This is a genomic window from Methylomonas methanica, assembly GCF_001644035.1.
Taxonomy (GTDB): Bacteria; Pseudomonadota; Gammaproteobacteria; order Methylococcales; family Methylomonadaceae; genus Methylomonas; species Methylomonas methanica_A.
This window is the reverse complement of the sequence record NZ_LUUG01000057.1, coordinates 45,462-72,193: the sequence shown is the minus strand read 5'-3', so window position 1 is coordinate 72,193 and position 26,732 is coordinate 45,462. Positions and strand designations below refer to the sequence as shown.

Below are 26,732 nucleotides of genomic sequence, written 5' to 3'. Positions count from 1 at the left end.
CGATAGCGGACCCGAAAGCTAAAGCAGATTGGTCTATTCTTATGTACAGTTCCAATTCTTCAAGACAAATTAAACCACGGGAATGCAAATTAACACACTCGTTGTCGTTCCGGCTCGGAGCGGCTCAAAAGGCTTGCCGGATAAAAATATCAAGTTACTCGGCGGCAAACCGTTGCTTGCCTGGACCGCGCAAGCGATAGCGCAAGCTAGTTTGCCCGGTTGTCTGAGCATCTTATCGACCGATTCGCAGAAATATGTAGAGGTGGCCGCGCAAATAGGCCTGGAAGCGCCATTTATTCGTCCCGATGATTGCGCGACGGATACCGCATCGGCCCTCCAGGTTGTAGAACATGCTTTGCTTTGGTTTCAACAAGCGTATGGCTATTTACCGGACCAGCTAATGTGGCTACAACCGACGTCCCCTTTCCGTTCCCCGGCTATAATCCATCAGGCGTGGACCATGCTGGAGTCGGGAACAGCCGATGCGGTGGTTGCTTGCAAAGAAATCCACCGCGACTTGAGCACACTGTTTCGTTGCGATGCCGGTTTTTTGTCGCCGCTGAACAAGGCCAAGCCGGTCCAGACTACGCGTCAGCAGGTCCAACCCTTATTGACACCCAATGGTGCGATGTATTGCTGCAAAACCATGCACCTGCTCGAACATAAATCGTTTTATCCCGAAAGAACAATGCCGCTGATCATGAATGCAATCCAAAGTCTGGATATAGACACCGAAGAAGACTGGGCTATCGCGGAGGCTTTTATTAAACAAGGACTGGTATGAACAAGGTTTTAGTCACTGGCGCCGACGGTTTTATCGGCTCGCATCTTACTGAAATGTTGGTGGCGCGCGGCTTTCAGGTGCGGGCGCTGGCGCAGTACAACTCCTTCAACAATTGGGGTTGGCTGGAGGATGCGGCCTGTAAACACGAGATTGAAGTGATTTGCGGCGATGTCCGCGACCCGCAGTTTTGCCGGCTTGCCTGCCGTGATATCGACACCGTGTATCATCTGGCGGCGTTGATCGCCATCCCATACTCGTATCAGGCCCCGGACAGTTATGTCGATACCAATGTCCGCGGCACCCTGAATATTTGTCAGGCGGCGCGGGACAATGGCGTCGCGCGAGTGATTCACACCTCCACCAGCGAAGTGTACGGCACTGCGCAATATGTGCCGATAGACGAGAAGCATCCGTTACAACCCCAGTCGCCCTACAGCGCGTCGAAAATCGCTGCTGACGCAATGGCGATGAGTTTTTTCAATGCCTTCAATCTGCCGTTGACCATAGCTCGGCCGTTCAATACCTATGGTCCGAGGCAATCGGCGCGGGCGGTGATTCCGACCATCATCACCCAGATTGCTAACGGTAAAAAGCAGATTCAACTCGGCGATGCCTCGCCGACCCGCGACTTCAATTACGTGGAAGATACCTGCCGGGGCTTTATCGCCTTGGCCGAAGCGGAGCAAGCCATAGGCGAAACGGTCAATATCGGCTCGAACTTCGAAATCTCGGTTGGCGAAACGTTAAATCTGATTAAAGGCATCATGGGTAGCGATGTCGAGTTTTTGGTTGATGAGCAAAGGCTGAGGCCGGAAAAATCGGAAGTGAACCGCTTGTGGTGCGACAACAGCAAGATCAAGCAACTGACGAATTTTGCGCCACAAGTGAGTTTGGAAGAAGGTTTGCGCCGCACCGTGGCTTGGTTCGGCAGCGCTGACAACCTGAAAAGATACAAAGCGGATATTTACAATGTTTGACAGTTTTATCCGCCTGGTCCGCGAGATTTATCAAACTAATGATTTTATTCCGCTACACGAGCCGCGCTTTGCCGGCAATGAAAAGCAGTATCTGCTGGATGTGATCGACAGCACTTTCGTGTCTAGCGTTGGCCCCTATGTCAGCCAATTTGAAACCAAAATAGCCGAATACACCGGAGCGAAGCATGCGATTGCCGCTGTCAACGGCACTTCCGCGTTACATGTGGCGCTGTTGTTGGCAGGCGTTAAGCCGGGCGAAGAAGTGCTTACTCAGGCTGTGACCTTTGTTGCGACCTGCAACGCGATTCATTACTGTGGTGCCGAGCCGGTGTTTGTGGATGTTGACACGGCGACGCTGGGGTTATCAGCGCAGGCGCTGGCGGATTTTCTCGCCGAATTTGCCGAATTGCGTGAGGACGGCGTCTGGAACAAACTTAGCGGCAAGCGCATAGCCGCTTGTCTGCCTATGCATACCTTTGGTCATCCGTGCGACATGGCTACATTGTTGCAGGTCTGTAATCAGTATCAAATTCCCGTCGTCGAAGATGCTGCCGAAGCGCTGGGCAGTTGTATTGTAGGGTCGAATTCATTCGACCCGTCGGCTGCGAGTGCGAATGAATTCGCACCTACGCCGGCGAAACATTGCGGTACCTTTGGCAAATTGGGTGTGCTGAGTTTCAACGGTAACAAAATCATCACCACCGGCGGCGGCGGTATGATACTGACTGATGATGACGAGCTGGCTCGGCAAGCCAAACATCTGACTACCACCGCCAAACTGCCGCATGCTTGGAAATTCACGCACGATCAAATCGGCTACAACTACCGGATGCCTAATCTGAATGCAGCGCTGGGGTTGGCCCAACTCGAGCAGATGCCCTTGTTTATCCAGCGTAAGCGCGAACTAGCCGAACGTTACATTACCTGGAGCAGGCGCGCCGGCGTTGAGATTGTCCAAGAACCAAATGGCGCCCAGTCGAATTATTGGTTAAATGCACTATTGCTCAACGACGCTGGCGAGCGCGAGCAGTTTTTGACCGACAGCAACGCTCAAGGGGTGATGACTCGGCCGTTGTGGGAGTTGATGTCCAGCTTACCAATGTACAGCCAATGCCAGCATGACGGTTTACCGGAATCCCAGCGCTTGGCGCAGAGACTGGTGAATATTCCCAGCAGCGTGGTGTTATGACGGCGCGTAAAATTTGCGTGGTGACCGGCTCGCGCGCCGAATATGGCCTGTTGTACTGGCTGCTGAAAGAGCTTCAGGCCGATACCGAACTGGAATTGCAATTAGTGGTTACCGGCATGCACTTGTCGCCGGAGTTCGGTTTGACCTGGCAACAAATTGCCGCCGATGGTTTTTCGATTTCTCGCAAGGTGGAAATGCTGCTGTCGTCGGATACTCCGGCCGGGATCAGCAAAGCTATGGGTTTAGGGCTGATTGGCTTTGCCGACGCGCTGGCCGACTTAGAGCCCGATTTGCTGGTGGTGCTGGGTGATAGGTTCGAGATTTTTGCTGCGGTTCAAGCGGCAATGAATCAACGGATACCCATTGCACATATCCACGGCGGGGAACTCACCGAAGGCGCGGTGGACGATGCGATTCGCCATGCCATTACCAAAATGTCTCATCTACATTTCACTTCAACCGAGATTTACCGGCAGCGGGTAATTCAACTCGGCGAGCAGCCCAGTTGGGTGTTCAACGTCGGCGCGCCAGGTTTGGATAATGTTTATCGCTTGCCGTTGCTGGATAAAGAGCAGCTGGAACAGGTACTCGATTTTAAGTTTGGCGCACATAATTTGTTGGTCACCTTTCATCCGGTTACATTGGAAACTGCCACTGCTACCGAACAGTTTGAACAGCTATTGGGGGCTTTAGATGGCTTCGACAATCTGCATATCATATTTACCCACGCCAATGCCGATGCTGATGGCAGGGCTATTGCCGGGATGATAGAAGATTATCGGCAACGTCATGCGGATCGGGTGGTCAGCTTTGTTTCCATGGGCTCTCAACGCTATCTATCTGCGTTGAAGCTGGTCGATGCTGTGGTGGGCAATTCTTCCAGCGGTATTTTAGAAGCGCCGGCATTTAAGGTTGCCACCGTCAATATTGGTGATCGCCAGCGGGGACGAATCTGTGCGGATAGCGTATTGCATTGTTCGCCGCATACCGGTGCGATCCGCGATGCATTGCTAAAAGTGTTTTCCGGGGCGTTTGCCAACACCTTGGCGCACGCTGAAAACCCGTACGGTCAAGGCGGGGCGTCGCTGAAGATTAAAGATTTACTCAAACAGACGCCTTTGGATGGGCTGCTGAAAAAGCATTTTTACGACTTAAAGGTGGTTGCATGAGTGTTTTTATCATTGCCGAGGCGGGTGTGAATCACAACGGCAGTTTGCAAACCGCCATGCAACTGGTCGATGCCGCTGTGGCTGCGGGTGCCGACGCGGTGAAGTTCCAAACCTTCAAAGCCGAGAAACTGGTCACCCAGTCGGCAAGCAAGGCCGAGTACCAAAAACAAACCACGGGCGCGGCCGAGAGCCAATTAGAGATGCTGCGCAAGCTCGAGCTGAAATATGAGTTTCATTTTCAGTTGCGCGACTATTGCCAAAACCAGGATATCGAGTTTTTGTCGACCGCGTTCGATTTTGACAGTCTGGCGTTTTTGGTGGATGAACTCGGAATCGCTAAGCTGAAAGTTCCGTCCGGCGAGATTACCAACGGCCCCTTTTTGCTGGCCCATGCCCAAACCGGCAAGGATATTATTGTCTCTACTGGCATGGCCACCTTGGGGGAAGTGGAAGCAGCGTTGGGGGTGTTGGCGTTTGGTTTTCTGGGTTGGGAGCAACCGTCGCAGGCGGCGTTTCAAAAAGCCTACAGCGCAGAGGCCGGTCAAGCCGTTTTAAAAGAAAAAGTCAGTTTGCTGCATTGCACCAGCGAATACCCAACGCCTATGGCTGACGTGAATTTGCGGGCGATGGATGTATTGCAGCAGGCTTTTGGCTTGCCAATTGGTTACTCCGACCACACCGAGGGCCTGGTGGTGCCGATTGCCGCTGTCGCGCGTGGTGCGGTCGTTATCGAAAAGCATTTCACGCTGGATCGTCGTCAAAAAGGCCCTGATCATCAGGTGTCGTTGGAGCCGGACGAATTGAAACAAATGGTGCTGGATATTCGCGCGGTCGAGCAAGCGTTAGGTCGGCCTAGCAAAATGCCGCAAGCCGTGGAGTTACAAAATCGCATTGTCGCTCGCAAAAGTTTGGTTGCAGCTGCTTCTATAACAGCCGGCGAAAAATTCAGTGCCGAAAATTTGACAAGCAAGCGGCCTGGAACCGGGGTGAGTCCGATGGAATATTGGCGATTGCTCGGCCACACCAGCCACCAGGATTATCAGACGGATGATTTGATCGAATGAGCAAGCCGGTTATTTTGCTGGGTAGCGGCGGTCACGCGCGGGTTTTGTTGGATATGCTGCGGCGCCTGGATGTAGAGGTACTGGGCCTCGCAGATCCCAACCGCTTGGCGGGCAGCGAGTATTTGGGCGTGAACATCCTAGGTGACGATTCGGCGATATGGGCTTATCCGGCGGATAGTGTTGAGTTAGTCAATGGTATAGGATCTTTGCCTAGGGACGCCGGTCTGCGCGCGGCTTTATTCGAGAAATGCCGTGCGCAGGGTTATCGTTTTCGCACGCTTATCGATCCACGCGCTTTTACGGCGACCGATGTAGTGTTGGCAGAAGGGGTGCAGCTGATGGCAGGCGTCATTATTCAGTCAGGCACGGAAATTGCTGAAAACTGTATTATTAACAGCGGGGCGATAGTGGAACACGATTGCCGGATTGGTTGTGATGTGCACATAGCACCAGGTGCGGTGTTGAGCGGTGGGGTGGAATTGGGCGATAAGGTGCATATTGGCACCGGTGCGACCATTATTCAAGGCATACGTATCGGTTCCGGTAGTGTAATTGGCGCAGGGAGTGTGGTGACTCGAGATGTAGGATGCAGCAGGATTGTCTATCCGGCCCGTTCGCTTGTACAGGATTTGGAACAGGATTAACAGATGAGACAGCATTGGCAACAGGTATTGATTCGACCGGAAGCGACATTGCGGGCGACTATCGAGGTGATTGATCGCGCGGCGTTACAGATCGCCTTGGTGGTGGACGAACAAGAGCGGTTGCTGGGAGCTGTCACGGATGGTGATATCCGCCGAGCCTTGATTCGGGGATTATCCCTAGAGCATCCTGTTGGCGAGGTGATGAATAAACGCCCGAAAGTTGCCGCCTTGCAGGATAGCAAAACCCAGTTGATTGCGATGATGGAAGGCCATCATCTCTATCAATTGCCTGTGGTGGACGATCAGGGGCGGGTGGTGCGACTGGAATCGTTGCAAGCACTCTACAAGCAGCCGACGTTTCCTAATCCGGTGTTTTTAATGGCTGGAGGATTCGGTACCCGCTTACGGCCGTATACAGACGATTGCCCGAAGCCGTTGTTGGAAATCGGCGGTAAGCCGATTCTGGAAACCATTATCGAAAATTTCGTCAAGTCGGGTTTTCGGCAGTTTTACATCGCTGTGCATTATCGGGCGCAGCAGATAAAAGACTATTTCGGTGATGGTGGGCGTTGGGGAATCAAAATCGATTATATCGACGAGACGGAGCCAATGGGTACGGCCGGTGCTATTGGCTTGATGCCGGATAATCTGCCCGACGTGCCGCTGATCGTGATGAACGGCGATATTCTGACCCAGGTCGATTTTTCCAGATTGCTGGCCTACCACAACGAACAACAAGCCATAGCGACGCTATGCGTGCGGCAGTACGAGTACCAAATTCCTTACGGCGTGGTTACTTTGGAACAACAACGTGTCATCGGTATCGAGGAAAAGCCGTTGCAAAGTTGTTTGGCCAACGCGGGAATTTATGTGCTGGATCACAGTTTGATCAACAGTATCGCGGCCGAGAAAAAGTTGGATATGCCGACTTTATTGAACCAGCAAGTGGCCCGAGGCGAGACAGTATCTATGTTTCCGGTCAATGACTACTGGCTGGACATTGGCCGCGAAGCCGATTTTTTAAGAGCACAGGGTGAGTTCGCCCAATATTTCTGAATTAGAGGGTTAAAGTTCTCCAAACCCGGGCCGATACATCATTCGAGTTTGAAACAAATCTTTTTAATTCAACACAACACAAAATTTTCGAAGCGCTGAACGTTCTCGAAATTTGGAGGGTAGCATCATGGCAATGGTAATCAGTACAAACGTCAATTCGTTGAACAGTCAACGTTTTTTAAATAAAACCAACGATTCGCTAGCGACCTCAATGGAACGCTTGTCATCTGGTTTGAGAATTAACTCTGCAAGGGACGACGCGGCCGGTCTGGCGATCAGCGATAAAATGACGTCGCAAATCCGTGGTATGACCGTGGCGGTCAGAAACGCCAACGACGGTATTTCGATGGCGCAAACAGCTGAATCTGGTATGGGCGCCGTTACCGAAACTCTGCAACGGATGCGTGACCTTGCTGTTCAAGCAGCCAACAGGGCCGCAGTAAGTGGTTCAGACAGGGATAAGTTGCAGACTGAATTTAAGCAGCTTGGTCTGGAGATTAAAAGGATTATTCAGAACACCGAATTCAACGGTAAGAAAATTCTGAATGGTTCCTTGGCAGGTGCCAACTTCCAAGTGGGTGCTAATACTACGACCGACAACCAAGTCTCTGTTACTGTTTCTAACTTGGAAAAAGTTAATAGCCTTAGTGCCTTGTTTGGGGCCGCTGGTTACTCAATTGGATCGGGTGCAGCTTCTGCTAAAGTCAGGTCAGCAATATCAGCTATTGATAGTGCGATTAAAAAGATCGATACTTTCAGATCAACCTTGGGTGCGATTCAAAATCGGTTTATGACTACTGTTGCTAACTTGCAGTCTTCCATAGAAAATCAAAGTGCTGCTAGATCCCGAATCCTGGATACCGATTTTGCAACTGAAACATCCAATTTGAGTAAAACGCAAATTTTGCAACAAGCTGGTACAGCGATGTTGGCGCAGGCTAATCAGTCCGGTCAGTCCGTGTTGAGTTTGCTAAGGTAGTTTTGATAGGGAGGTTGCGGACCGTAACCTCCCATTTAATACGAAAAGCATAAGGTGAATGTCATGAACAGTGAGATTTCAAATGTGTTAAAGCTATCTCCCGTGACTGTTGCTAAAGCCGATAAGCAAACGGATGAAAAATCATTTGCGGGTGCCAAGGCCGACGCTGAAAAGCGCAGCCTTGGTGTTTCCGCTTTGCAAAGTGATTCGACTGTGTCCTCTTCAATTTCGAACCAAGAGCAGGACAAACAGAATGAAGCCAAGCCTTCTTTCGATTCGGTGAAAAAAGCTGCGGATAGAGGAAATTCGCTGCTTCAATCAGTTAACCGCAATCTCCAATTCAAAGTAGACGATTCAACCAAGGAATTAGTGGTGAAAGTTGTCGATAGTGAAACTGGCGATGTTGTGCGGCAAATTCCCTCCGAAGAAATGCTGGCGTTTATCAGAAGAATGCAGGAGTTGGATGGCCAACAAGGCTCTATGATTCAGGATCGTGCTTAGTAAGTTAGTCGGATGAGGAGAGTGCCATGAGCATAGTATCGTCAACGGGTATTGGTAGCGGTATCGATATTAACTCCCTAGTAACGCAATTAGTGGCGGCTGACGGGCAGCCGGCACTAAATGCTATTCAACGACAAGAAGACTCGGTAAATACTAGGCTGAGTGGGATTGGCAGCTTGAAAAGCGCGTTGTCTGATTTTCAGACTGCGGTAAACAAACTCAAAGATGGAAATCTGTTCAAAACGCATAAAGCCGCGTCTGCCGACGAGTCAATCTTAAAAGTTGCCGCTGGCGCGGGATCCGTGGCCGGCTCTTATGCCCTGGAAGTTACCCAATTGGCAAAGGCGCAAAAATCCATTTCAGCGGAGTTTGCCAGTTCGGCTGCCACCGTTGGCACGGGATCTTTGACTATTGCTACCACAGCGGGTGTCTCGTTCAACGTGACGGTTGGTTCCAGTAATAATACGTTGACAGGCATAAGAGATGCCATCAACAACGCTTCCGGTAATACCTCCGTTACCGCGAGTATCGTTAACGTCGACAACTCCACCGGCACCGGTACAATTTCCAAGCTGGTCCTCACAGCCAAAAACTCCGGGCTTGCAAACGCATTTACCGTGACAGGTAGTGACGACGATGGAAACAACACCGATACGTCTGGATTGTCACAGGTTTTTTCCTCCAATTTGAGCGCTCAGGCGACCGCTGCCGACGCTATTATCAAAGTCGATGGTCAGACCGCAACGCGCAGCACCAATTCGATAACCGACGTAGTACAAGGTCTGACTTTAGACTTGAAATCCGCTCAAGTGGGGACCAAGGTGAACGTTGATGTCAGTTTGGATAATGAAGCTATCAATAAAACTCTGACAAGTTTCGTAACCGCATACAACAAGCTACACACGACTGCCAAAGATTTGGGTAAATACGGTGGCGGCTCCAGCGGTAGCAGTTCCGGAAATGGCGCGCTAATCGGCGATGCAACGCTGCGTTATGTGAACTCACAGATCAGACAAGATTCGACAAATCCGGTTTCGTCCGCGACCGGGAATTACAATTCATTAGCCATGATAGGCGTGAAGATAGATAAAGATGGTGTGATGTCATTGGATAGCACGCAGCTTAACACTGCATTGAGCGCCAGTTTACAGTCGGTCAGCGATGTGTTTTCGTCGTCTGACGGTGTGGCGACTCGGCTTTACTCAAAATTGGATAATTTGTTGCAATCGGGTGGACCTTTGGATAGTCAGCAAACATCGCTGAAAAAACAACTGTCTACCTTGGGAGATCGCAGAGCCGATGTGCAGATTAGATTAGATAATCTACAAAAGACATTGCAAAAACAATTTACAGCGATGGATGTTACAGTCGGCAAATTTAAATCAACCGGTTCTTTTTTAAGTAACTGGATCAACAATTTGTAATATAGAGGTTTTTTCCCATGTACGTTGATGCTCATAGAAAAGGCGCTAGACAATATGCTGAGGTTCATACCTCCAGCAATTTTGGCGAGGAATCTCCCCATCGATTGATACAAATGTTGATGGAAGGATTTTTGGCTCGAATCAATTCTGCTAAAGGTGCAATTACTCATGGCGATATGGAAGCGAAAAGCATCTATATATCCAAGGCAATCGGCATAGTCGGCGGTCTAAATGAGGTGCTTGACTTAGAGCAGGGTGGTGAAATTGCTGCCAATCTTCGCCAATTGTACGATTACATCAATTTTAGGTTGCTACAGGCGAGTAGTGAAAACAGCGAAGACATATTGAATGAGGTAACTGTGTTGATGAAAGAGGTTAAAGAAGCTTGGGACGCGATTGCCTAATGTCTGTCGATGACGCGGATGCTGATTTCTTGGAGTGGCAACAGCAGTTGCAAGGTTTTGCCAATACTATTCAAGATTGCATGGTAAAGGCGGAATGGGAGCGTCTGGCTGATATTTTGGACGTCAGGCAAAATTATTTAGAACAGTTTTTTGTGACCACTGCGGCCTTTTCCGAGCCTAAAAAACTTCTTTTAAAGCAATTAGCTCAGTCCATGCTTGAGCAAGATGCTGTTTTTATTTCTTATATCGAAGAGCAAAAAATGCGCTCGGCTACCCAGCAATCGGTATTGGACCGTGGCCGTAAGGCAATGCTGGCTTATAGCAGTTATTAAGTCGGCTAGCTCAGGCCTATCCTCGTATTTTTCCAGATCATCCCGAAAACACGCTTTTCAGCGTATCGATATACCCCTTAATTTCATTGATCGTTGTCCTAGCGGCAACGAAATGCCGCTTCCATTTCTCTTCCACTTTTGTGGCCGGCAATTGTTTGTCGGATTCTAGCTCACAATTTTCCTCGATATTTTCGTAACCCTTTCATCCATTAAAATATCGATTTTCAAATTACGCGAAAATTTTCCATGTTATTGATTTTAATTTTGTTTTTAGGCTTTGTTGTGAGGTATTTGACATGTGGTTTTTCTAGGCAATGGTTTTCGGAGGGGGGGGAGTCAAAAAAATGTCGTTCTAATTGCCTAAAGGCTGGTTAAGCGGCAAAACGGGCTTTAATCAGGTGTGTTTCAGTTGTGTTTGATGATATTGAGAGAGCTCTTGTTTTGTTAATTGTTGAATTTAAAAGGGATTTTTATATATTGGCATGAAAAGTGATTGATGTTTAGTGGCGGCAATAATGCCTATTCCATTTAGTATCAACCGGGAGAACGATCATGCCATCATCAATGGTCATCAATACAAATATCGCGTCATTGAATAGTCAGAAGTTTCTGACGCGGACTAACGATAGTCTGCAAATGTCTATGGAGCGCTTATCATCAGGTCTTAGAGTCAATAGTGCTAAAGACGATGCCGCCGGTTTGGCGATTGCCGACCGGATGACATCGCAAATTCGCGGTATGACTGTTGCCATGCGCAATGCCAACGACGGTATCTCCATGGCGCAAACTGCGGAAGCCGGGATGGGTACAATCACTGAGACTTTGCAGAGGATGCGAGACTTGGCGGTCCAGGCGGCCAATAGAGCGGCTGTTAGTGGTGAAGACAGGCAAAAGCTTCATACCGAATTTAAGCAATTGGGTGCAGAAGTTAAAAGGATTATTCAGAATACCGAATTCAACGGCAAAAAAATTCTAAACGGTTCTTTAAAGAATGCGAACTTTCAGATTGGAGCTAACACGGCAGCAGACAATCAGATATCTGTTACGGTATCCGATTTGATAGCTGTGACAAGTTTGAGCGCGCTTTTTGGTAACAAGCATTCAATTGGATCAGCTGCTACCTCTGGAAATGTGCGCTCAGCAATCAATGCTATTGATACTGCAATCAGAAGAATCGATACATTTCGTTCGAATTTAGGTGCAATTCAGAATCGGTTTTCCACCACTATATCGAATCTACAGTCTTCCATTGAAAATCAAAGTTCAGCTCGTTCGCGGATTATGGATGCCGATTTCGCTGCCGAAACAGCAAATTTAAGCCGCAGTCAGATTCTGCAACAAGCGGGTACGGCGATGTTGGCTCAGGCGAATCAAGTAACCCAAGGCGTATTGCAATTATTGAAATAGAAGTAACCGCAGTATTTAGCCTGAATAGTCGGTGCATTTGAATATAGGAATGCTAAGCTGATGCGTAGCTAGTGAGATTCCGTAAACTTTAATCAAGAAGTAGCAAATGGTTGATGAACTTGATCAGGTGAGACAATATGACTTAGGGCCAATATGCGTAAATAACTTTGGCGAAAAATATTTTTTCAACCTAAATAGAAACAGCTTCGATAAAGTTAGTGCCGAAGCGCTGTTTGACGCGAAGTACGGTAAGGATCTGTTTGCTGAAGATGCGCTTAATGTGATTATCGGCACGGATTCCGGGTTGCTGCCAAAATACTTGCAAAGCAAGTTTTTACCAAAAGGTACGCGCTACATCTTCATTGAACCGGAAGGCGTATTGCAGGGGTTAAAATACAACCAATTGCTTGATGGATTGGATGAGAAGATTCTGTGTATCGGTTTGGAACAATGGCCGGAGGCTATTAAAAATTTCAAAATAAACGATTATCTATATATCAACGCAGTACGATCCTACAACGCAATTTGTGCGCAAGACGATTATATAGAGGAGTATGCAGAGTTAAGTTGGTACATCGCGGAAGTGCTATCGCAACTGCATTGGCAAATTAGTGTTGAGTTGGGTAGCGAGGCGTTTATCGCCAGACAGATTATTAATTTAGCCGATAATGGCAGGCCGGCAAAATTGCTCGAAAAGGCCTTTGTCGACAAGACGGTGTTACTTTTGGCAGGAGGCCCCTCACTTGATGAGGTTTTGCCATGGCTCAGGTTGCATCGCAACGAGGTTGTGGTTTTTGCTGTTTCCAGAATTTCTCGCCAGTTAGTACAGGCCAATATCGAGCCGGATTTTGTGTTTTCAGTGGATCCGACTGAGCTGAGCTTCGATATCAGCAAAGAAATGCTCGAGTTCAGCAGCAAGCCGATTTTTGTATATTCCTACCACACTGTCCCAACTTTAGTGAATCAATGGCATGGCCTTGGGCTTTATCTTGGTCCGCGACTGCCGTGGCCGTCGCCACTAAACGTAGCGAATATTGGCAGTGCGGGGCCGACCGTGACCAATACGGCGTTAAGTGTGGCGTATCATTTTGGATTCAAGAGAATTGTGCTCGCCGGCGTAGACTTATGCTTCACCAAGGAAGGCTTTACTCACGCCACCGGTAGCGACGAACAACTGGCCGGGCCACGCTTTAATCTGACATCGTTGCAAGTAGAGACAAATGCCGGTTTTATGGCGCCTACTAGTTGCGATTTCGCTCAAGCCATTCTCTCGCTAAGTTTCCAGGCGAAACAGTTATCGGAAATGGGATGTCGGATTTTCAATATTTCCGGCGGTTCTGCCAAAGTCGACAATATCGAGTATTTGCCCATATCCGAAATCGAGTTTACGGATGGCGCCATTAATGTGACAGAAATCGTAGCCGAGCGAGTTAGCGAATCCGCTGAACATGATAAATACCATAAAAAAATTCTTGATGAAATAGGGCGTGCCCAATTTCAGATCAAAGGAATTGCCCGTCTGGCGGAAAATGCGCGCCGTATAAACGACGAGATGTATAGTGCTGATGGAGTCATTGAAAACTATAAGGATAAAAAAAGGCTAGATCAGATCGAGAAGAAGTTTAAGCGAGAACATAGGCATTACAGCAAACTGGTAAAGAGCTTTGGTATCAGAAGTTTTATCAAGTTGACCAAGCCATTTAACGATGAAGAATGGAGTGCTGAAGAAGCGAAGCAGCTAGGCAACGTTTTCTACGACGCCTATCAGGAAGGTGCAACAAAGTTGATGCGCTTGTTGGATGATGCGGTCGAAAGAGTCGAAGCCAGACAACAGGAATATGCGGATGTACCGAGTTTTGGTTTGGTAATGGAGCAATATCGAAAGGACAGAAGTTTTGGGCGTGTAAGATTGTGGAAGGCTATTGCCGCTGAGGTACCGGCAGATGTTCAGGCTGAATTTGCCGAGTTTGAAAAACGCTTCGTAGAGATTGTTCATGATAAAAATACGCGGCATTTTGCCAAGGCTAAAAGTCATGGAAATCTATCAAGTCTGAGGCAACGCGCGGGCTTGTTGTTCAAGCATAAAAAAGTCGAAGAATTGAGCGATTTGCTGGCGAGTCTGGACAAGTACCAAGATCAGCAGGTGGTCGAGCCATATCGACAATTGATTGCCGGTTACTCTGCTGAGTTGCAACACAAACCTGCTCAGGCTTTGGATGCATATAGACAAATTGTTGACGGTGGCGAGGTGTTGGTCGAGCAGGCTCTGATAAGAATTGCAGATATCGGTATCGACAATGATGATATTCATACTGCTAATCTGGCGTTACAGTGTTTGTCGCAATTGAATCCCTTTTATTTGCCTTTGTATGCGGAAATGCAGCGACTACATGGTGATGTTATGGTCGCAATCGATGCTTACAATAATTACATAAGTCAATTCCCTCAAGATACTTTGGTGCAAATCAAGTTGGCTAATTTGTACACGGAGCAAGGGATCTACGATGCGGCTGGCATGATGCTGGATTATATTTTGGCTCAAAAACCTGGTCTTGAAGTCGCTGTGACCATGAAGGCTGCGTTGGTTTCCGCCGGATTTTAGCTGCGGATATTGTGTCTGTTAGTCTTGGGCTGTATTAAATGCTCAAACTTTTTTCAATATCAATTCCAAAACCATTTTGCTGCCGAAATAGGCCAGCAGTAATGAAGTAAAGCCAATGAGTGTCCACTGAATTGCGCTTTGTCCGCGCCAGCCGTAGCGAATTCTGCCGAACAGTAGTGCGGAAAAAATTATCCAGGCGAGTATTGATAGTACGGTTTTATGAACCAAATGCTGTGCAAATAAATCCTCAACAAAAAAGAAGCCGGTGACCAAGGATGCGGTCAAAAACAGTAATCCCGTTGCAATCATTTGAAACAGCAGCGATTCCATGGCCTGCAAAGGCGGTAAAGCCAGCATAAAGCGTTTGGGGTGGTGATGGCGTAATTGTTGATCCTGAATGGCCAATAAAATGGCTTGTAATGCAGCAATATTTAACAGGCTGAATGCTAATATCGATGTCAAGATATGGGTGCTCATCTGCCAATTATGATTGATCAGAAGGTGCGGTGTTGCCGGATAGCTCATATCTAAAGCCAGCATCGCTGCTGCAACTGGGAAAATCAATACCCCAAGTTTTGCTACCGGTTTGTCCAGCGAGGCAATTAACAGTAGAAGGCAAATAACCAAGCCTGCCAGCGATGCTGTGCTGAAAAAGCTGAAGTTGAATCCTTCATGATTTTGCACGTTCATGACGGTATAGACACTATGCAGCCCTGCGCCAAGCCAAGCTAGTTGCATGGATAACTGGTGCTGTTTGGCGCCAAAGATTTCTTTAACGATCAATGTTGCGGCAATCGCATAGCTTAATATCGAAAATAGGCCGACGGGTATGGTGTACATGGCGGTGGCAGGGGAATAATCAAAAGGTGTTGCGATACGGTTATGTTAAACTAAGCAGACCAATTGTTGTAATCCGTTTGTGTTGGCAGACATCCGCCGGAACCCTAGAAAAATAAAGACGCAGCTATGTTTGATAATTTATCCGATCGCCTCAGTGGCACGCTAAAAAAAATTAAAGGCCAAGGTCGTCTGACCGAGAGCAATATCCAGGACACCATGCGCGAAGTAAGAATGGCTTTGCTGGAAGCCGATGTTGCTTTGCCGGTGGTGACCGATTTTATCGATCAAGTTACTCAGCGCGCGTTGGGTCAGGAAGTTCAAACCAGTTTGACTCCTGGGCAGGCACTGATCAAGGTGGTGCAGTCGGAATTGGTCAAGGTGATGGGCTCGGCTAACGAAGAGCTGAATCTACGTACCAATCCGCCGGCAATCGTATTGATGGCGGGTCTGCAAGGTGCGGGCAAAACGACTACGGTGGCAAAATTAGGCCGCCATCTAAAAGAAAAGAAAAAGAAAAAAGTTGGGGTGGTTAGTGTTGACGTTTATCGCCCTGCGGCGATTAAGCAATTGGAGACATTGGCCGCAGATGTTGGCTTAAAGTTTTTCGAAAGCGATGCCAGCGAAAATCCGGTCGACATTGTTAACAGAGCTATAGATGCGGCAAAGCGTCAATTTTTAGATGTGGTTATCGTCGATACCGCCGGTCGTTTGCATGTCGATGACGAGATGATGGCTGAAATCAAGGCTTTGCATGCCGCGATCAAGCCGATTGAGACTTTGTTCGTGGTGGATAGCATGACGGGCCAGGATGCCGCGAATACCGCTAAGGCTTTTCATGACGCTCTGCCATTGACCGGCGTGATACTGACCAAGGCCGACGGCGATGCGCGCGGGGGTGCGGCACTGTCCATCAGGCATATTACCGGCAAACCGATCAAATTTATCGGTGTCGGCGAAAAAACCGACGCTTTGGAGCCTTTCTATCCTGATCGGTTGGCTTCACGTATTCTCGGTATGGGCGATATGTTGTCGCTGATCGAGAATATCGAGCAAAATGTCGACAAGAAAAAGGCCGAGCAATTAGCCAAAAAGCTGCAAAAAGGCAAGAGCTTCGATTTGAACGACCTGAAGGAGCAACTCGAACAAATGCAGAATATGGGCGGGCTTGGCGCGATGATGGATAAGCTGCCGGGTATGGGCGGCGTGCCCAAAGATATTAAGGATAAAGTCAACGACAAGGATCTGGCGCATCAGATTGCCGTCATCAACTCAATGACCAAACAAGAGCGGCGTTTTCCCGATCTGATTAAAGGCGGTCGGAAGCAACGTATCGCCGATGGTTGCGGTTTGGACTTGCAGGCTGTAAATCGTGTGTTGAAGCAGCATCAAATGATGGAAAAGATGATGAAAAAATTCAGCAAGGGTAATATTGCAAACATGATGCGTGGCTTGAAGAGCAATATGCGCGGCATGAGAATGTGATTGTCGTAATTTGTCCTTCACTTATTGTAAAAATCGCGTAGAATAGTTTGATTAAGTTTTTTGATTCAATGTTATTTAAGGTATCCAAATGGTAAGCATTCGTTTGTCCAGAGGCGGCGCTAAGAATCGTCCTTTCTATCATGTTGTTGTTACCGACAGCAGAAGCAGTCGCGATGGTCGTTACATTGAGCGCGTAGGTTTCTTCAATCCTTTAGCCCGCGGTGGTGAGCAAAGATTGGTATTGGATAGCGAACGCGTCCAATACTGGAAATCCAATGGCGCGCAACCTACTGATCGCGTCGCTAGATTGATCAAAGACGCCGATAAAGCAGTCGCTTAATTTTAGTTTTGCCAGCAGGGGAATTTTTGAACGTCGGCCAAGTGTCCGGCGTTTTTGGTGTAAAAGGATGGGTAAAAGTCTACTCTTTCACTGACCCCCGCGAAAACATATTGCAGTATTCGCCGTGGATTCTCCAGAAGAATAGCCAAATCCAAGAAGTTAAATTGCTTGGTGGTAGGCGGCAAGGCAGCTTAGTAGTGGCAGAGTTGCAAGGCATTAGCGATAGAGATCTTGCCGCTGAGTTGATGGGGGCGGATATTCTGATACGCAAGCAACAACTACCCAAAGCCGGCGATGGCGAATATTATTGGGCCGATCTGATCGGACTGGAAGTACGCAATCAAGAAGGTTGCAAATTAGGCAAGGTTGACTATCTGCTAGAGACCGGCGCTAATGACGTGCTGGTGGTAGTAGATGGCGACGTAGAGCGCCTGATTCCTTTCTTGCAGCAGAGTACTATTTTAAAAATCGATCTTGACGATGGCCTGATTATCGTCGATTGGGATCCCGACTTTTAACTCAAGGCATGCGTTTCGATGTTATCAGTCTCTTTCCTGATATGGTATCTGATGCCGCTGGTTACGGGGTAACTGGTAGAGCAATTGAGCGCGGCTTGGTTGATTTGTCTGTTTGGAATCCTCGGGATTACGCGCACGATAAACACCGGACAGTGGATGATAGACCTTATGGCGGCGGGCCGGGAATGGTGATGAAATGCCAACCTTTGCTCGACGCGGTAGATGCCGCCAAACAGCATAATGTCTTGGCTAACAGCAAAGTGATTTGCTTGAGTCCGCAGGGGCGTTTGCTTAGTCAGGAGTTGTTGTTGGATGCGAGTTGCTATGATCAATTGATCCTCGTGTCCGGTCGCTATGAAGGTATAGACGAGCGCTTTATCCAGCATGCTTGTGACGAAGAATGGTCGCTGGGGGATTACGTAATCAGTGGTGGCGAGCTGGCAGCCTTGATAGTAATTGATGCGGTTACCAGGTTAATTCCTGGCGTACTTGGCGATGAAGAATCCGCTAAACAAGATTCGCATTTTGATGGGTTGTTGGATTGTCCGCATTATACGCGGCCCGAGCATAGCGATATTGGCGACGTCCCGGATGTACTACTCGGCGGAAATCATGCCGACATCAAACGATGGCGTATGAAGCAGGCGTTGGGACGGACGTGGTCGAGGCGCCCGGATATGCTTGGAAAAGTAACATTAAGCGCAGAGCAGGAAGCTTTGTTGAAAGAATTTAGAACTGAAGTTGTTTAATAGGGTGTGGTTATGAGTAAAATTATTGAAGAATTGGAAGCTGAACAGCTGAAAAAAGATGTACCGGAATTCGGACCTGGCGACACTGTCGTGGTGCAAGTTAGAGTAACTGAAGGCACGCGGGAAAGGTTACAGGCTTTTGAAGGCATCGTGATTGCTAAACGTAATCGCGGTTTGAATTCAGCATTTACCGTCAGAAAAATTTCGCATGGCGTGGGTGTTGAGCGTGTTTTCCAAACCCACAGTCCATCGGTTGGCAGTATCGAAGTAAAACGTCGCGGTGACGTTCGTCGCGCTAAACTTTATTATCTGCGCGATTTGGCTGGTAAAGCCGCACGTATCAAAGAAAAACTTTCTTAATACGCTACAATCTGGTTCGTTTATAGCGAATCAGTTAATTAGAAAAGGCGGCCTCTTAGCTGCCTTTTTTTTTGCCGATAGCAAGAGAGAAGTGATGCCTTTACATATCGTTTGGCAAACTGTTGCGGATGGCGACGAGTCCCTGCTTGCCGTGCCACTACTCGATGCGGAATTGAGATTAACCATGGTTGGTGAAATCATTACGGATGCCTCTTGGCACGTTGGGGGTGAGTTAACTAAGGCTTTGTCATCGCAGGCTGCCCGCGTGCAAAGTTATCTGTTAAAGCCGATGCAAACTGAACTGCACGTCAACTTGCTAAGCCAGGGCAGCGCATACGCCAATGCCGTTTGGAGCGCGCTATTGGCCATTCCCGTCGGGCAAGTAGAAACATACTCGGGATTGGCTGAGAAGTTGGGCTCAGGACCTAGGGCAGTAGCGGGAGCTTGCCGCAATAACCCTTATGCGGGGATTATCCCCTGTCACCGTGTGGTGGCAAAGCATGGCATCGGCGGTTTTATGGGGCAGGCTGACGGCGAGTTTGTCGCGCTTAAGCACCGTTTACTTGAATACGAGCGTGGCTTGGGATTGGCCGGCGAATGAATTCGGCGCAGACCATAGAGTCTTTCTTAAACGCGTTGTGGCTGGAATTTGGATTAAGCGACAATACTTTATCGGCTTACGGTAGCGACCTAAAATTGTTTGCGAAGTGGCTGAAGGATAAGGATATAACGGCAGTTGACGAAATCACGATCAAAAACTTTTTGGCTAACCGTCAGCAACAAGGCATCACCAGCCGTTCGTCGGCCAGAATAGTGTCCTGTTTGCGGCGCTTTTACGGTTATCTGCTGCGCGAGGGTAAAATCAGTATTGATCCTACCCAATTGATAGATGCGCCGCAGCTTGGTCGCACGTTGCCGGATTCATTGTCGGAAACCGACGTCGAATTATTGTTAAACGCTCCGGAAATTACCGATAAGTTGGGTTTCAGGGATAGAACCATGCTCGAAATGCTTTACGCCACCGGGCTGCGGGTTTCCGAATTAGTCGAACTTAAGTTCGGTCAAATCAATTTCCGGCAAGGTTGCGTGCGTATTGTCGGCAAAGGCGACAAAGAACGCCTGGTGCCGGTTGGCGAAGAAGCCATGGATTGGACCGAGCGTTATCTGAACACTGCCAGACAAGCAATTCTGGGAAATAGACAAAGCGACTATCTGTTTGTTACCAGCCGGGGCACATCTATGACCAGACAGGCTTTTTGGCATATTATCAAGCGCTATGCCTCGCTTGCCGGTATCGACAAACATCTGTCGCCGCATACACTGCGCCATGCGTTCGCCACGCATTTGTTGAATCATGGTGCTGACCTTCGAGTCGTACAACTATTGCTTGGTCATTCGGATTTATCCACTACCCAAATTTATACGCATATTGCCCAACAGCGTTTGAAAGCGTTACATACCCAACATCATCCAAGAGGCTAACCATGACTGCATCGATTCATCCAACTGCTTTTATCGAAACCGGCGCCATGCTTGGAGAAAATGTCAGCGTTGGGCCGTTTGCGGTGATCGAGGCGGGGGCTGTGATTGGCGCGAATAGCCAAATAGGCGCCCATGCCGTAGTGCATGCGCATGTCAAAATGGGCGACGGTAATGTCTTACATCCGCACGCGGTACTGGGTGGCTTGCCGCAGGACCTGGGGTTTGATGCGCAAACCGAGTCGTGGCTGGAGGTTGGCGACAATAACGTGTTTCGAGAAGGATTTACCGCGCATAGGGCTACTATTGCTGGCAGCGCTACCCGGATCGGGTCAGGTTGCTATTTCATGAATAACAGCCACGTCGCTCATGATTGCTCGGTGGGCGATAAAACTATTTTTGCCAATAATGTGGCGATTGGCGGTCATGTTGAGGTTGGCCATAACGTGTTTATGGGCGGCGCGGTAGTCGTACATCAATTTTGCCGGATCGGCGCTTACGCCATCGTGCAAGGCACAACAGGGATTAACATGGACGTGATCCCGTTTATGCTGATAGGTGGGCGGCCCGCGAAACATTATCGGCTCAACATCGTAGGGTTAAGACGAGCCGGTATAGTGGGCGAGAATTACAAAGTACTCTCCGCAGCGTTCAGATTGTTGAAAAATAAAAAAAGCCTTGAAGAATTGCAATCTACCGAAGAGCTGCAATACTTACGGCGTTGGCTGGCAGTCGATTCTAAACGTGGATTACACGGATTTATCGATGTTACCAACTGAATTTAATAGTCAGGGGCAAATGCCGTAGGAATTAAACAAATTAGTTCCGGCGGCCAAAGTTGCAAGCCAGTCAGCTAACAGACAGCAAGATTTATCATGAAAATTCAAGTAATCGATAACATCGGCCAAATCCAGCCACTGATGCTGATGGCGGAAGCGGATGTTGCTTTTTATTCAGATGAGATTCAGGCTCTTAATGCTGCCGAACAGCTCCAACCCAATATCATTTTGCTGAATTTTGCGTTGCGCGGTAGCCAAACAGCTGATTATACCAACTTGTTATTGGCGGCCAGTCCAACCAGTAATATCGTGATCATCGGCGATGACTTACATGAAGAGCAAATTCTGCACTGCGTGCTGGCCGGAGCCAAGGGCTATCAAAACAGTTTGTCACTGGCGGCTTATATCAATAGAATGATCCACGCTGTCGCTGCGGGCGAGGCTTGGTTGAGCCGTAAGATCGTTGCTTACCTTCTGGACGCCATTCACCGGAATTATTCGGTTCAAGCAATTAGTTAAAAGTGTAAACCAGCTTCGAAATAAAACGTTTGTCCGGCGATGGGCAAATTATAAGGATAGCTGGACGTAGCCGGTTCCTTGCCGTGGCTATCGAATAGGTTCCGTGCGGATGCAGTTAGATCCAGATAGCCCATCAGTTTTTTAGCATTTAAAGTTAAATCGACCGTTTCATAATCTTTTAAAACGCGCGTATCCCCTGGGCTGCTAAGGCGGTGACCTATCCAGTTGATTTGAGTTTGAATCTGCCATTTTGGCGCAAAATTCCAGGCGAGTGCGGTGTAAACATGATGTTCGGGGACATTGCTAACCCGGGTATGAGTCGCTTCGTTGCGGGCAAATTGCCACGCATAGTTACCACGTAGATTCCAATCCGAGTGAAACTTCCAATCCCATTCAAACTCGCTGCCGTAGCCGTCTTGACCTGACGTGTTACGCTCGGTCAGGGTGCCTGCGCCGGAAATCGGGCCGCTAATCAAATCGCGGATCTCATAATGGTATAAATTCAACGCGGTTCTCAGATTCTTCGTCGGACGATAATCGAATGCCAGTTCGGTAGTAGAAATGGTTTCCGGACTTAAAGCTGGGTTGCCAAGGAAAAGCGGGCTATTTTGCTGATATTGTTCGAGAAAGCTTGGGGCTCTGTAAGCCTGACCATAGAGCAATTTAGTGGTCAATTGTGAATTGATATTCCAGACCAGCGCGGCGCGGGGGTTCAATGTGCCGCCAAAGTCGGAATAGTGGTCAAAGCGCAAACCGGTGGTCAGGTGCCAGTCTTCGGCAAATTGCCATTCGTCTTGTATCGCTGCGGACCAAATGTCGCGATGATGGTCGTCAATAAATGTGAGAGGGGTTCCGGTTAAGTCTTGTAAGCCCCCGGCAACGTTGATGGCGGGAAATGCAGATAGTCCTGCGCCGTTGATAACGCCTACGCCATAATTCCGTGCTTCTTGCGTGTTCATTTCCTCATAGCGGAAACCGGCGATCATGCGGATCAAATGATCGGAGAAACCTTTGTAAATACCGGTGAACTCAAAGCTGGGTACGGTATTTTTAAAACCGGCTACGAAACGTAGCCCCTCCGGAAATAGCATTAAGCCTCTAGTCGACGCCAGCTGGTCGGTGACGTTGCCGTCCGCGCCGATTGGTAAAATTGCACCGGCCGGAAAACCGTATATATTGGCCGAGATATCTGTATGCAAGAAGCTGGCGTGGGCTTGCAATTCCCAGTTCTCCAAGTCGTCCTCGGTCGAGTAACGCACATCCGCCAAGTAATTGCTGCCATTGCCCTTGCCTTTGTTATCCAGGGCACCATAGGCGCCGGAGCGAAAGCCGTAATCTGATTCGTTAAAAGCCCAAAACCCCAAATCCCAATGTTTGCGCTGTAAGCTGAGATGGCCGTTCCAACGTTCGTTTTGGGTTTGCATTGGGCCGGGGGCGAGCGATATATTCGTGCCCAATACTTGGTCGACTTGGGTTTGCGCGTCGGCCGTGATGATTCTATCCGGATCGACCCCGTTATGGCTATATTGCAGGCTGCCAGCCACATCCCAGCCTTGCCATTTGCCGCCGTATTGGCCCCAAGCGCTTTTAGTATCGGCATTGCCGCCGCGCGCGCCAACCGTGGCTCCGTCAATATCCGCCGCCTTTTTGGTGACAATATTAATCACGCCCGCAAAGGCATCAGCGCCGTAAAGCGCCGACCCCGGTCCGCGGATTACTTCGACGCGTTGAATGTTTTCGACGGGAATAATCATTCCCGCCATATGCGTGCCCTGATAAGGCACCGAAAAACGCGTACCGTTGAGCATGAGCAACACTTCGGCATTGGTTTCATTACGCATGCCGCGCATCGTGTAACTATAATCGTTAGTAACCGGTTGAATCGTAACATGCATGCCCGGCACGGTTTCCAGCACTTCGTGCAGATCGGTAGCGCCCATCGTGGCAATTTGATCGGCGGTGATTACAGTGGTCACCGCGGCGGATTGCGACACGGGTTTGGCGGTGCCCGAGGCAATACTCACTGAAATATTGGCTAATTCCGCTGGCGATAAATCCAGTAAATCGTTTACGGTTTGTTCTGCATGGGCCTGCTGACCGACTAGACTAAGCACCAGAGAGTGTTTGAAAAGCTGCTTCTTGACTGTTTTCAGCATATTGTTTCTCATAATTCCCGCAGGGGTACCGGTTTGGCAATACCGTAGCCTTGCGCGTAATTCACACCCAAGGTTTGTAGGAGATCGAAAATATTTTGGTTCTCCACGAACTCGGCGATGGTCTTTTTGCCCATTACGTGGGCCACCTCGTTAATGGCTTTAACCATAGTCAAATCCACACGATCATCCAGTATGTCCTTCACGAACAGCCCGTCTATTTTTAAATAATCGACCGGTAGGTTCTTCAGGTAAGCAAATGACGATAAACCGCTGCCGAAATCGTCCAGGGAAAAAGAGCAGCCTTTTTGGCGCAGCGAATCGATAAATTGCCGGGCATAGGAAAGATTGCTGATGGCCGCTGTTTCGGTAATTTCAAAACAAATTTTATGGGTTGGTATTTGCCATTTGCGGAATTGCTCGTCGATAAAGCCCAGCATGGCTTGGTCCGATAAGGACAAACCGGACAGATTGACCGAGCACATTTCCAAACGGTCCAGGAAGCCGGGCGTCGTTGCCAGGTACTGGAACAAACGGGAAATTACCCAGCGATCCAAAGGCGAAGCCATATTGTAGCGTTCCGCGGCGGGTAGAAAGGCGCCGGGCGGAATCACTTTATCTTGATCGTCTCGGTAGCGGATTAAGGTTTCGAAATGCAGACCGCCGCGATTAGCGGCGATCGGCACAATCAGCTGGCCGAATAACTGGAAGCGGTCTCGCTCGATTCCCAGACGGATTTTTTCCACCCATTGCATTTCGCCTTGTCGGAGCGTTAGCTCTTCGTCGTCCGGACTAAATATATGCACCCGGTTGCGGCCTTTTTCCTTGGCGGCGTAACAGGCGGCATCAGCTTCTTTCAATACATCCACGGCATTGCCGCAGGCGCGATTGATCGGGGCGATACCAATGCTAACCCCAATGTTGAAACTACGGTTTTCCCAAGCAAATTGGAAGTCGCATACCGCATTGCGCAGCTTTTCGCCGGTGATGATGGCTTGTTCGAGCGAGCAATACGACATCAGGATGCCGAATTCGTCGCCGCCCAGTCTAGCCAATATGTCCATTCTGCGCACTTGTTGGCGAAGTACCTCGCCGAGCTGCCTTAGCAGCTCGTCGCCAGCCAGATGGCCGCAGGTATCGTTGACGATTTTGAATTGATCCAAATCTAAATAACACAAAACGTGGTGGCTATCGTTGGCTTGCGCCTCTAACACCAAGTTCTGTATATGGATATCGAATTGGCGGCGGTTGACCAGACCTGTCAATTCGTCGTGGCTGGCCTGATAGGCAATTTTTTCCGACAGGCGTCGGGTTTCGGTAATGTCTTCGCAAACCAGCAACAGGTGAGAACGATTGTTTTCATCCTTCACCAAGCGCGCGGTTTCCCTGGCCCAGATGATGTTGCCATTACGACAGATGATACGGCTTTCCAACTTATGGACTTGCTCGGGATGATTACGGCAGATTTGGAAGAACTGATTGCAGTTGCTGATATCTTCGGGATGGGCGAAGTTAAAAATAGAGCAGCCTTGCAGTTCCTCAACGCTTAAACCCAACTGGCGGGCGCCGAAGCGGTTTACCGAGATGATTTGCCCCTGCATATCCAGGTTAAACACCATGGTCGGATTGTTGTCGTACAGGGCCTGGAAATTATTTTTGACGCTAATCAAGGCTTTGTTTTGAATCTCGACGGTATCCAGCATACCGTTGAAGGCATCGACCAGAATTCCCATTTCATCGTTGCTGTGCTTGGCTGCTCGCAAGGAATAGTCGTGTTCCTGGCTGACTTTCTGCGCGGTTTTAGCCAATTGGGCGATGGGTTTGGCCACCCGGTTCAATAAGGGTGCGGTCAGCAAAAAGGTAATAGACAAAGCGACAAACAACACGATCAGTACCACACCGACAAATTGCAGTTCCCGCCAGAACGCCGCACTGAGGTCCGAGGAAAGAAAAATGCCGCCGACGATTTCGTCATCCAGACGCATGGGCTGATAAACATAGATGCTGAGTTTATCGAAATAGTTGCGTAAGCCATGCGATACGGCCGGGCAGGTGGCAGATTGCTTGTCCAGCGAGGTAAATAACTGACCTCTTTTGGTGTAGACGCAAGCACTGCGCAAATCGGGGAGATTATTCAACGACACCAGGTTTTCCTTGGCCAAATTGGCGTCGTCGAACATTACGGCAGCGACACTTCGATTGGCGATCAAGCTGGCCACGGCCATTAAATCGCTCTGGGCTTTACGCTTCACTTCGGTAACATTCACCGTTACTAATATCACCAGGGCCAACAGCATGGAAAACAGGCTGGAGGTAATGGCGATGCTAAACAATTTGCCTTTGATGGATAGCCGCGAGAAGAATCTACTCATGCTCGGCCCCCTCCACCAGTATGGCAACTTCGATGAGTTTGGCGCTGACGTTAAAACCGCTTTGTTTTAAAGCCTTGAGGTTGAGGTGCAGTTTGACTTTGCCGTCGTCCAGCGCAAAGCCGATCATTCCGCCGGATTCGGCAAAAAACGGCTCGCTGCTGACCGTCAGTGACTTTTTCAGCGAACCGACCAGTAATACACCCGGTAGAGCAAGGTCCGCGCGCTGCTCGGGGTTGTCAAAATAGACGATATCGCAATCTTTAGCCTGTTTTGGCGCATCGAACTTGAACAACCGAATGGGTTTTTCCTGAACGGTCTTGCTCTCCAGCGGGCTCAGCAGACTCCCGAAGGGGTCGTGGCCGATAATGCAGATATTAAAGGTGGGGCTGGCTTTTTCCGGCCAAGTAATGAATTTGGTGAAGTTATAAATATAGGCTGCCTTGACCTTATACTCCAGGTTCAGTTCGTCTGCCGGCGAAGGCTGACTGACAAAGCAAAATAATATTACCCACTTTACGAGCTCAAAGGCGCGCCGCAACGACAATGCGTCATCAGTGGAAAAGACGGAAACCAAGGTTATTCCCTACCGGATAAAATCATCAGGCAAGG

At 48.9% G+C, this 26,732-nt stretch carries 27 protein-coding genes; 23 read left to right on the top strand and 4 right to left on the bottom strand.

Features of this window, described 5'->3' with window-relative positions:
- Positions 1–82 precede the first annotated feature (82 nt).
- The 14 genes from A1332_RS07950 to A1332_RS07885 all read left to right on the top strand — a co-directional run bounded on the left by A1332_RS07950 (position 83) and on the right by A1332_RS07885 (position 14,532).
- Positions 83–784, top strand: coding sequence for a cytidylyltransferase domain-containing protein (locus A1332_RS07950; protein ID WP_064007973.1), 702 nt, complete (start codon positions 83–85; stop codon positions 782–784).
- Positions 781–1,761: an NAD-dependent 4,6-dehydratase LegB gene (locus tag A1332_RS07945; protein ID WP_064007972.1), complete on the top strand. Its 981-nt coding sequence runs from the start codon at positions 781–783 to the stop codon at positions 1,759–1,761. The genes A1332_RS07950 and A1332_RS07945 overlap by 4 nt, the downstream gene beginning before the upstream one ends.
- The gene (locus A1332_RS07940) at positions 1,754–2,950 is read left to right on the top strand and encodes a LegC family aminotransferase (RefSeq protein WP_064007971.1); all 1,197 of its coding nucleotides are present in this window, start codon (positions 1,754–1,756) and stop codon (positions 2,948–2,950) included. The genes A1332_RS07945 and A1332_RS07940 overlap by 8 nt, the downstream gene beginning before the upstream one ends.
- Entirely contained in the window at positions 2,947–4,119 is a 1,173-nt protein-coding gene (gene neuC, locus A1332_RS07935) for a UDP-N-acetylglucosamine 2-epimerase (RefSeq protein ID WP_064007970.1), read from the top strand. Before A1332_RS07940 ends, neuC begins: the two co-directional genes overlap by 4 nt.
- Positions 4,116–5,183 carry an N-acetylneuraminate synthase gene (neuB, locus tag A1332_RS07930; RefSeq protein WP_064007969.1) on the top strand — a complete coding sequence of 356 codons (1,068 nt, stop codon included), beginning with the start codon at positions 4,116–4,118 and terminating at the stop codon, positions 5,181–5,183. The genes neuC and neuB overlap by 4 nt, the downstream gene beginning before the upstream one ends.
- Complete coding sequence (locus A1332_RS07925) at positions 5,180–5,827, top strand: acetyltransferase (RefSeq protein ID WP_064007968.1); 648 nt, start codon at positions 5,180–5,182, stop codon at positions 5,825–5,827. The genes neuB and A1332_RS07925 overlap by 4 nt, the downstream gene beginning before the upstream one ends.
- A 3-nt stretch (positions 5,828–5,830) precedes the next feature.
- Positions 5,831–6,883 (top strand): nucleotidyltransferase family protein, encoded by a 1,053-nt coding sequence (locus tag A1332_RS07920; RefSeq protein WP_064007967.1) that lies wholly within the window; start codon positions 5,831–5,833, stop codon positions 6,881–6,883.
- A gap of 127 nt (positions 6,884–7,010) precedes the next feature.
- Entirely contained in the window at positions 7,011–7,862 is an 852-nt protein-coding gene (locus tag A1332_RS07915) for a flagellin (protein WP_064007966.1), read from the top strand.
- Positions 7,863–7,925: 63 nt separating this feature from the next.
- The gene (locus tag A1332_RS07910; protein WP_064007965.1) at positions 7,926–8,363 is read left to right on the top strand and encodes a flagellar protein FlaG; all 438 of its coding nucleotides are present in this window, start codon (positions 7,926–7,928) and stop codon (positions 8,361–8,363) included.
- Between the two features lie 26 nt (positions 8,364–8,389).
- Entirely contained in the window at positions 8,390–9,787 is a 1,398-nt protein-coding gene (gene fliD / locus A1332_RS07905; RefSeq protein WP_064007964.1) for a flagellar filament capping protein FliD, read from the top strand.
- 17 nt (positions 9,788–9,804) lie between these two features.
- Positions 9,805–10,191 carry a flagellar export chaperone FliS gene (gene fliS / locus A1332_RS07900; protein ID WP_064007963.1) on the top strand — a complete coding sequence of 129 codons (387 nt, stop codon included), beginning with the start codon at positions 9,805–9,807 and terminating at the stop codon, positions 10,189–10,191.
- Positions 10,191–10,523: a hypothetical protein gene (locus A1332_RS07895; RefSeq protein WP_064007962.1), complete on the top strand. Its 333-nt coding sequence runs from the start codon at positions 10,191–10,193 to the stop codon at positions 10,521–10,523. The genes fliS and A1332_RS07895 overlap by 1 nt, the downstream gene beginning before the upstream one ends.
- A gap of 552 nt (positions 10,524–11,075) precedes the next feature.
- Positions 11,076–11,930: a flagellin gene (locus A1332_RS07890; RefSeq protein ID WP_026147176.1), complete on the top strand. Its 855-nt coding sequence runs from the start codon at positions 11,076–11,078 to the stop codon at positions 11,928–11,930.
- A gap of 106 nt (positions 11,931–12,036) precedes the next feature.
- Complete coding sequence (locus A1332_RS07885) at positions 12,037–14,532, top strand: 6-hydroxymethylpterin diphosphokinase MptE-like protein (protein ID WP_064007961.1); 2,496 nt, start codon at positions 12,037–12,039, stop codon at positions 14,530–14,532.
- 42 nt (positions 14,533–14,574) lie between these two features.
- On the opposite strand, the gene A1332_RS07880 is transcribed toward A1332_RS07885, so the two are convergent.
- Positions 14,575–15,372 (bottom strand): cytochrome C assembly family protein, encoded by a 798-nt coding sequence (locus A1332_RS07880; RefSeq protein ID WP_064007960.1) that lies wholly within the window; start codon positions 15,370–15,372, stop codon positions 14,575–14,577.
- Positions 15,373–15,498: 126 nt separating this feature from the next.
- On the opposite strand from A1332_RS07880, the gene ffh reads away from it, so the two are divergent.
- The 9 genes from ffh (at position 15,499) to A1332_RS07835 (ending at position 21,598) form a co-directional block, all read left to right on the top strand.
- Positions 15,499–16,854 carry a signal recognition particle protein gene (gene ffh / locus A1332_RS07875; protein WP_026602076.1) on the top strand — a complete coding sequence of 452 codons (1,356 nt, stop codon included), beginning with the start codon at positions 15,499–15,501 and terminating at the stop codon, positions 16,852–16,854.
- An 88-nt stretch (positions 16,855–16,942) separates the two neighbouring features.
- On the top strand, positions 16,943–17,194 hold the full coding sequence (rpsP, locus tag A1332_RS07870) for a 30S ribosomal protein S16 (protein WP_064007959.1): 252 nt from the start codon (positions 16,943–16,945) through the stop codon (positions 17,192–17,194).
- A 26-nt stretch (positions 17,195–17,220) separates the two neighbouring features.
- Positions 17,221–17,712 (top strand): ribosome maturation factor RimM, encoded by a 492-nt coding sequence (gene rimM, locus A1332_RS07865; protein ID WP_082879596.1) that lies wholly within the window; start codon positions 17,221–17,223, stop codon positions 17,710–17,712.
- A gap of 8 nt (positions 17,713–17,720) precedes the next feature.
- The gene (gene trmD / locus A1332_RS07860; protein ID WP_064007957.1) at positions 17,721–18,461 is read left to right on the top strand and encodes a tRNA (guanosine(37)-N1)-methyltransferase TrmD; all 741 of its coding nucleotides are present in this window, start codon (positions 17,721–17,723) and stop codon (positions 18,459–18,461) included.
- A gap of 12 nt (positions 18,462–18,473) precedes the next feature.
- On the top strand, positions 18,474–18,821 hold the full coding sequence (gene rplS / locus A1332_RS07855; protein ID WP_020484866.1) for a 50S ribosomal protein L19: 348 nt from the start codon (positions 18,474–18,476) through the stop codon (positions 18,819–18,821).
- 94 nt (positions 18,822–18,915) lie between these two features.
- The gene (locus tag A1332_RS07850; RefSeq protein WP_064007956.1) at positions 18,916–19,422 is read left to right on the top strand and encodes a methylated-DNA--[protein]-cysteine S-methyltransferase; all 507 of its coding nucleotides are present in this window, start codon (positions 18,916–18,918) and stop codon (positions 19,420–19,422) included.
- Positions 19,419–20,303: a site-specific tyrosine recombinase XerD gene (gene xerD, locus A1332_RS07845; protein ID WP_064007955.1), complete on the top strand. Its 885-nt coding sequence runs from the start codon at positions 19,419–19,421 to the stop codon at positions 20,301–20,303. The genes A1332_RS07850 and xerD overlap by 4 nt, the downstream gene beginning before the upstream one ends.
- 2 nt (positions 20,304–20,305) lie before the next feature.
- Complete coding sequence (lpxA, locus tag A1332_RS07840; protein WP_064007954.1) at positions 20,306–21,079, top strand: acyl-ACP--UDP-N-acetylglucosamine O-acyltransferase; 774 nt, start codon at positions 20,306–20,308, stop codon at positions 21,077–21,079.
- Positions 21,080–21,175: 96 nt separating this feature from the next.
- Entirely contained in the window at positions 21,176–21,598 is a 423-nt protein-coding gene (locus A1332_RS07835; protein WP_082879595.1) for a response regulator transcription factor, read from the top strand.
- Here the strand turns inward: A1332_RS07835 and A1332_RS07830 are convergent.
- The 3 genes from A1332_RS07830 to A1332_RS07820 are packed head-to-tail and all read right to left on the bottom strand — an operon-like array spanning position 21,595 to position 26,697.
- On the bottom strand, positions 21,595–23,754 hold the full coding sequence (locus A1332_RS07830) for a TonB-dependent receptor plug domain-containing protein (RefSeq protein WP_064008009.1): 2,160 nt from the start codon (positions 23,752–23,754) through the stop codon (positions 21,595–21,597). The two genes, A1332_RS07835 and A1332_RS07830, sit on opposite strands and share 4 nt — an antisense overlap.
- 8 nt (positions 23,755–23,762) lie before the next feature.
- Positions 23,763–26,123 carry an EAL domain-containing protein gene (locus A1332_RS07825; protein ID WP_064007952.1) on the bottom strand — a complete coding sequence of 787 codons (2,361 nt, stop codon included), beginning with the start codon at positions 26,121–26,123 and terminating at the stop codon, positions 23,763–23,765.
- On the bottom strand, positions 26,116–26,697 hold the full coding sequence (locus A1332_RS07820) for a YfiR family protein (RefSeq protein ID WP_064007951.1): 582 nt from the start codon (positions 26,695–26,697) through the stop codon (positions 26,116–26,118). Before A1332_RS07820 ends, A1332_RS07825 begins: the two co-directional genes overlap by 8 nt.
- Positions 26,698–26,732 lie beyond the last annotated feature (35 nt).

What these genes read in the sequence shown, in the direction of transcription:
- A1332_RS07950 (WP_064007973.1), top strand. Translation starts at nt 83, where the DNA reads ATGCAAATTAACACACTCGTTGTCGTTCCGGCTCGGAGCGGCTCAAAA.
- A1332_RS07945 (WP_064007972.1), top strand. Translation starts at nt 781, where the DNA reads ATGAACAAGGTTTTAGTCACTGGCGCCGACGGTTTTATCGGCTCGCAT.
- A1332_RS07940 (WP_064007971.1), top strand. Translation starts at nt 1,754, where the DNA reads ATGTTTGACAGTTTTATCCGCCTGGTCCGCGAGATTTATCAAACTAAT.
- neuC (WP_064007970.1), top strand. Translation starts at nt 2,947, where the DNA reads ATGACGGCGCGTAAAATTTGCGTGGTGACCGGCTCGCGCGCCGAATAT.
- neuB (WP_064007969.1), top strand. Translation starts at nt 4,116, where the DNA reads ATGAGTGTTTTTATCATTGCCGAGGCGGGTGTGAATCACAACGGCAGT.
- A1332_RS07925 (WP_064007968.1), top strand. Translation starts at nt 5,180, where the DNA reads ATGAGCAAGCCGGTTATTTTGCTGGGTAGCGGCGGTCACGCGCGGGTT.
- A1332_RS07920 (WP_064007967.1), top strand. Translation starts at nt 5,831, where the DNA reads ATGAGACAGCATTGGCAACAGGTATTGATTCGACCGGAAGCGACATTG.
- A1332_RS07915 (WP_064007966.1), top strand. Translation starts at nt 7,011, where the DNA reads ATGGCAATGGTAATCAGTACAAACGTCAATTCGTTGAACAGTCAACGT.
- A1332_RS07910 (WP_064007965.1), top strand. Translation starts at nt 7,926, where the DNA reads ATGAACAGTGAGATTTCAAATGTGTTAAAGCTATCTCCCGTGACTGTT.
- fliD (WP_064007964.1), top strand. Translation starts at nt 8,390, where the DNA reads ATGAGCATAGTATCGTCAACGGGTATTGGTAGCGGTATCGATATTAAC.
- fliS (WP_064007963.1), top strand. Translation starts at nt 9,805, where the DNA reads ATGTACGTTGATGCTCATAGAAAAGGCGCTAGACAATATGCTGAGGTT.
- A1332_RS07895 (WP_064007962.1), top strand. Translation starts at nt 10,191, where the DNA reads ATGTCTGTCGATGACGCGGATGCTGATTTCTTGGAGTGGCAACAGCAG.
- A1332_RS07890 (WP_026147176.1), top strand. Translation starts at nt 11,076, where the DNA reads ATGCCATCATCAATGGTCATCAATACAAATATCGCGTCATTGAATAGT.
- A1332_RS07885 (WP_064007961.1), top strand. Translation starts at nt 12,037, where the DNA reads ATGGTTGATGAACTTGATCAGGTGAGACAATATGACTTAGGGCCAATA.
- A1332_RS07880 (WP_064007960.1), bottom strand. Translation starts at nt 15,372, where the DNA reads ATGTACACCATACCCGTCGGCCTATTTTCGATATTAAGCTATGCGATT.
- ffh (WP_026602076.1), top strand. Translation starts at nt 15,499, where the DNA reads ATGTTTGATAATTTATCCGATCGCCTCAGTGGCACGCTAAAAAAAATT.
- rpsP (WP_064007959.1), top strand. Translation starts at nt 16,943, where the DNA reads ATGGTAAGCATTCGTTTGTCCAGAGGCGGCGCTAAGAATCGTCCTTTC.
- trmD (WP_064007957.1), top strand. Translation starts at nt 17,721, where the DNA reads ATGCGTTTCGATGTTATCAGTCTCTTTCCTGATATGGTATCTGATGCC.
- rplS (WP_020484866.1), top strand. Translation starts at nt 18,474, where the DNA reads ATGAGTAAAATTATTGAAGAATTGGAAGCTGAACAGCTGAAAAAAGAT.
- A1332_RS07850 (WP_064007956.1), top strand. Translation starts at nt 18,916, where the DNA reads ATGCCTTTACATATCGTTTGGCAAACTGTTGCGGATGGCGACGAGTCC.
- xerD (WP_064007955.1), top strand. Translation starts at nt 19,419, where the DNA reads ATGAATTCGGCGCAGACCATAGAGTCTTTCTTAAACGCGTTGTGGCTG.
- lpxA (WP_064007954.1), top strand. Translation starts at nt 20,306, where the DNA reads ATGACTGCATCGATTCATCCAACTGCTTTTATCGAAACCGGCGCCATG.
- A1332_RS07835 (WP_082879595.1), top strand. Translation starts at nt 21,176, where the DNA reads ATGAAAATTCAAGTAATCGATAACATCGGCCAAATCCAGCCACTGATG.
- A1332_RS07830 (WP_064008009.1), bottom strand. Translation starts at nt 23,754, where the DNA reads ATGCTGAAAACAGTCAAGAAGCAGCTTTTCAAACACTCTCTGGTGCTT.
- A1332_RS07825 (WP_064007952.1), bottom strand. Translation starts at nt 26,123, where the DNA reads ATGAGTAGATTCTTCTCGCGGCTATCCATCAAAGGCAAATTGTTTAGC.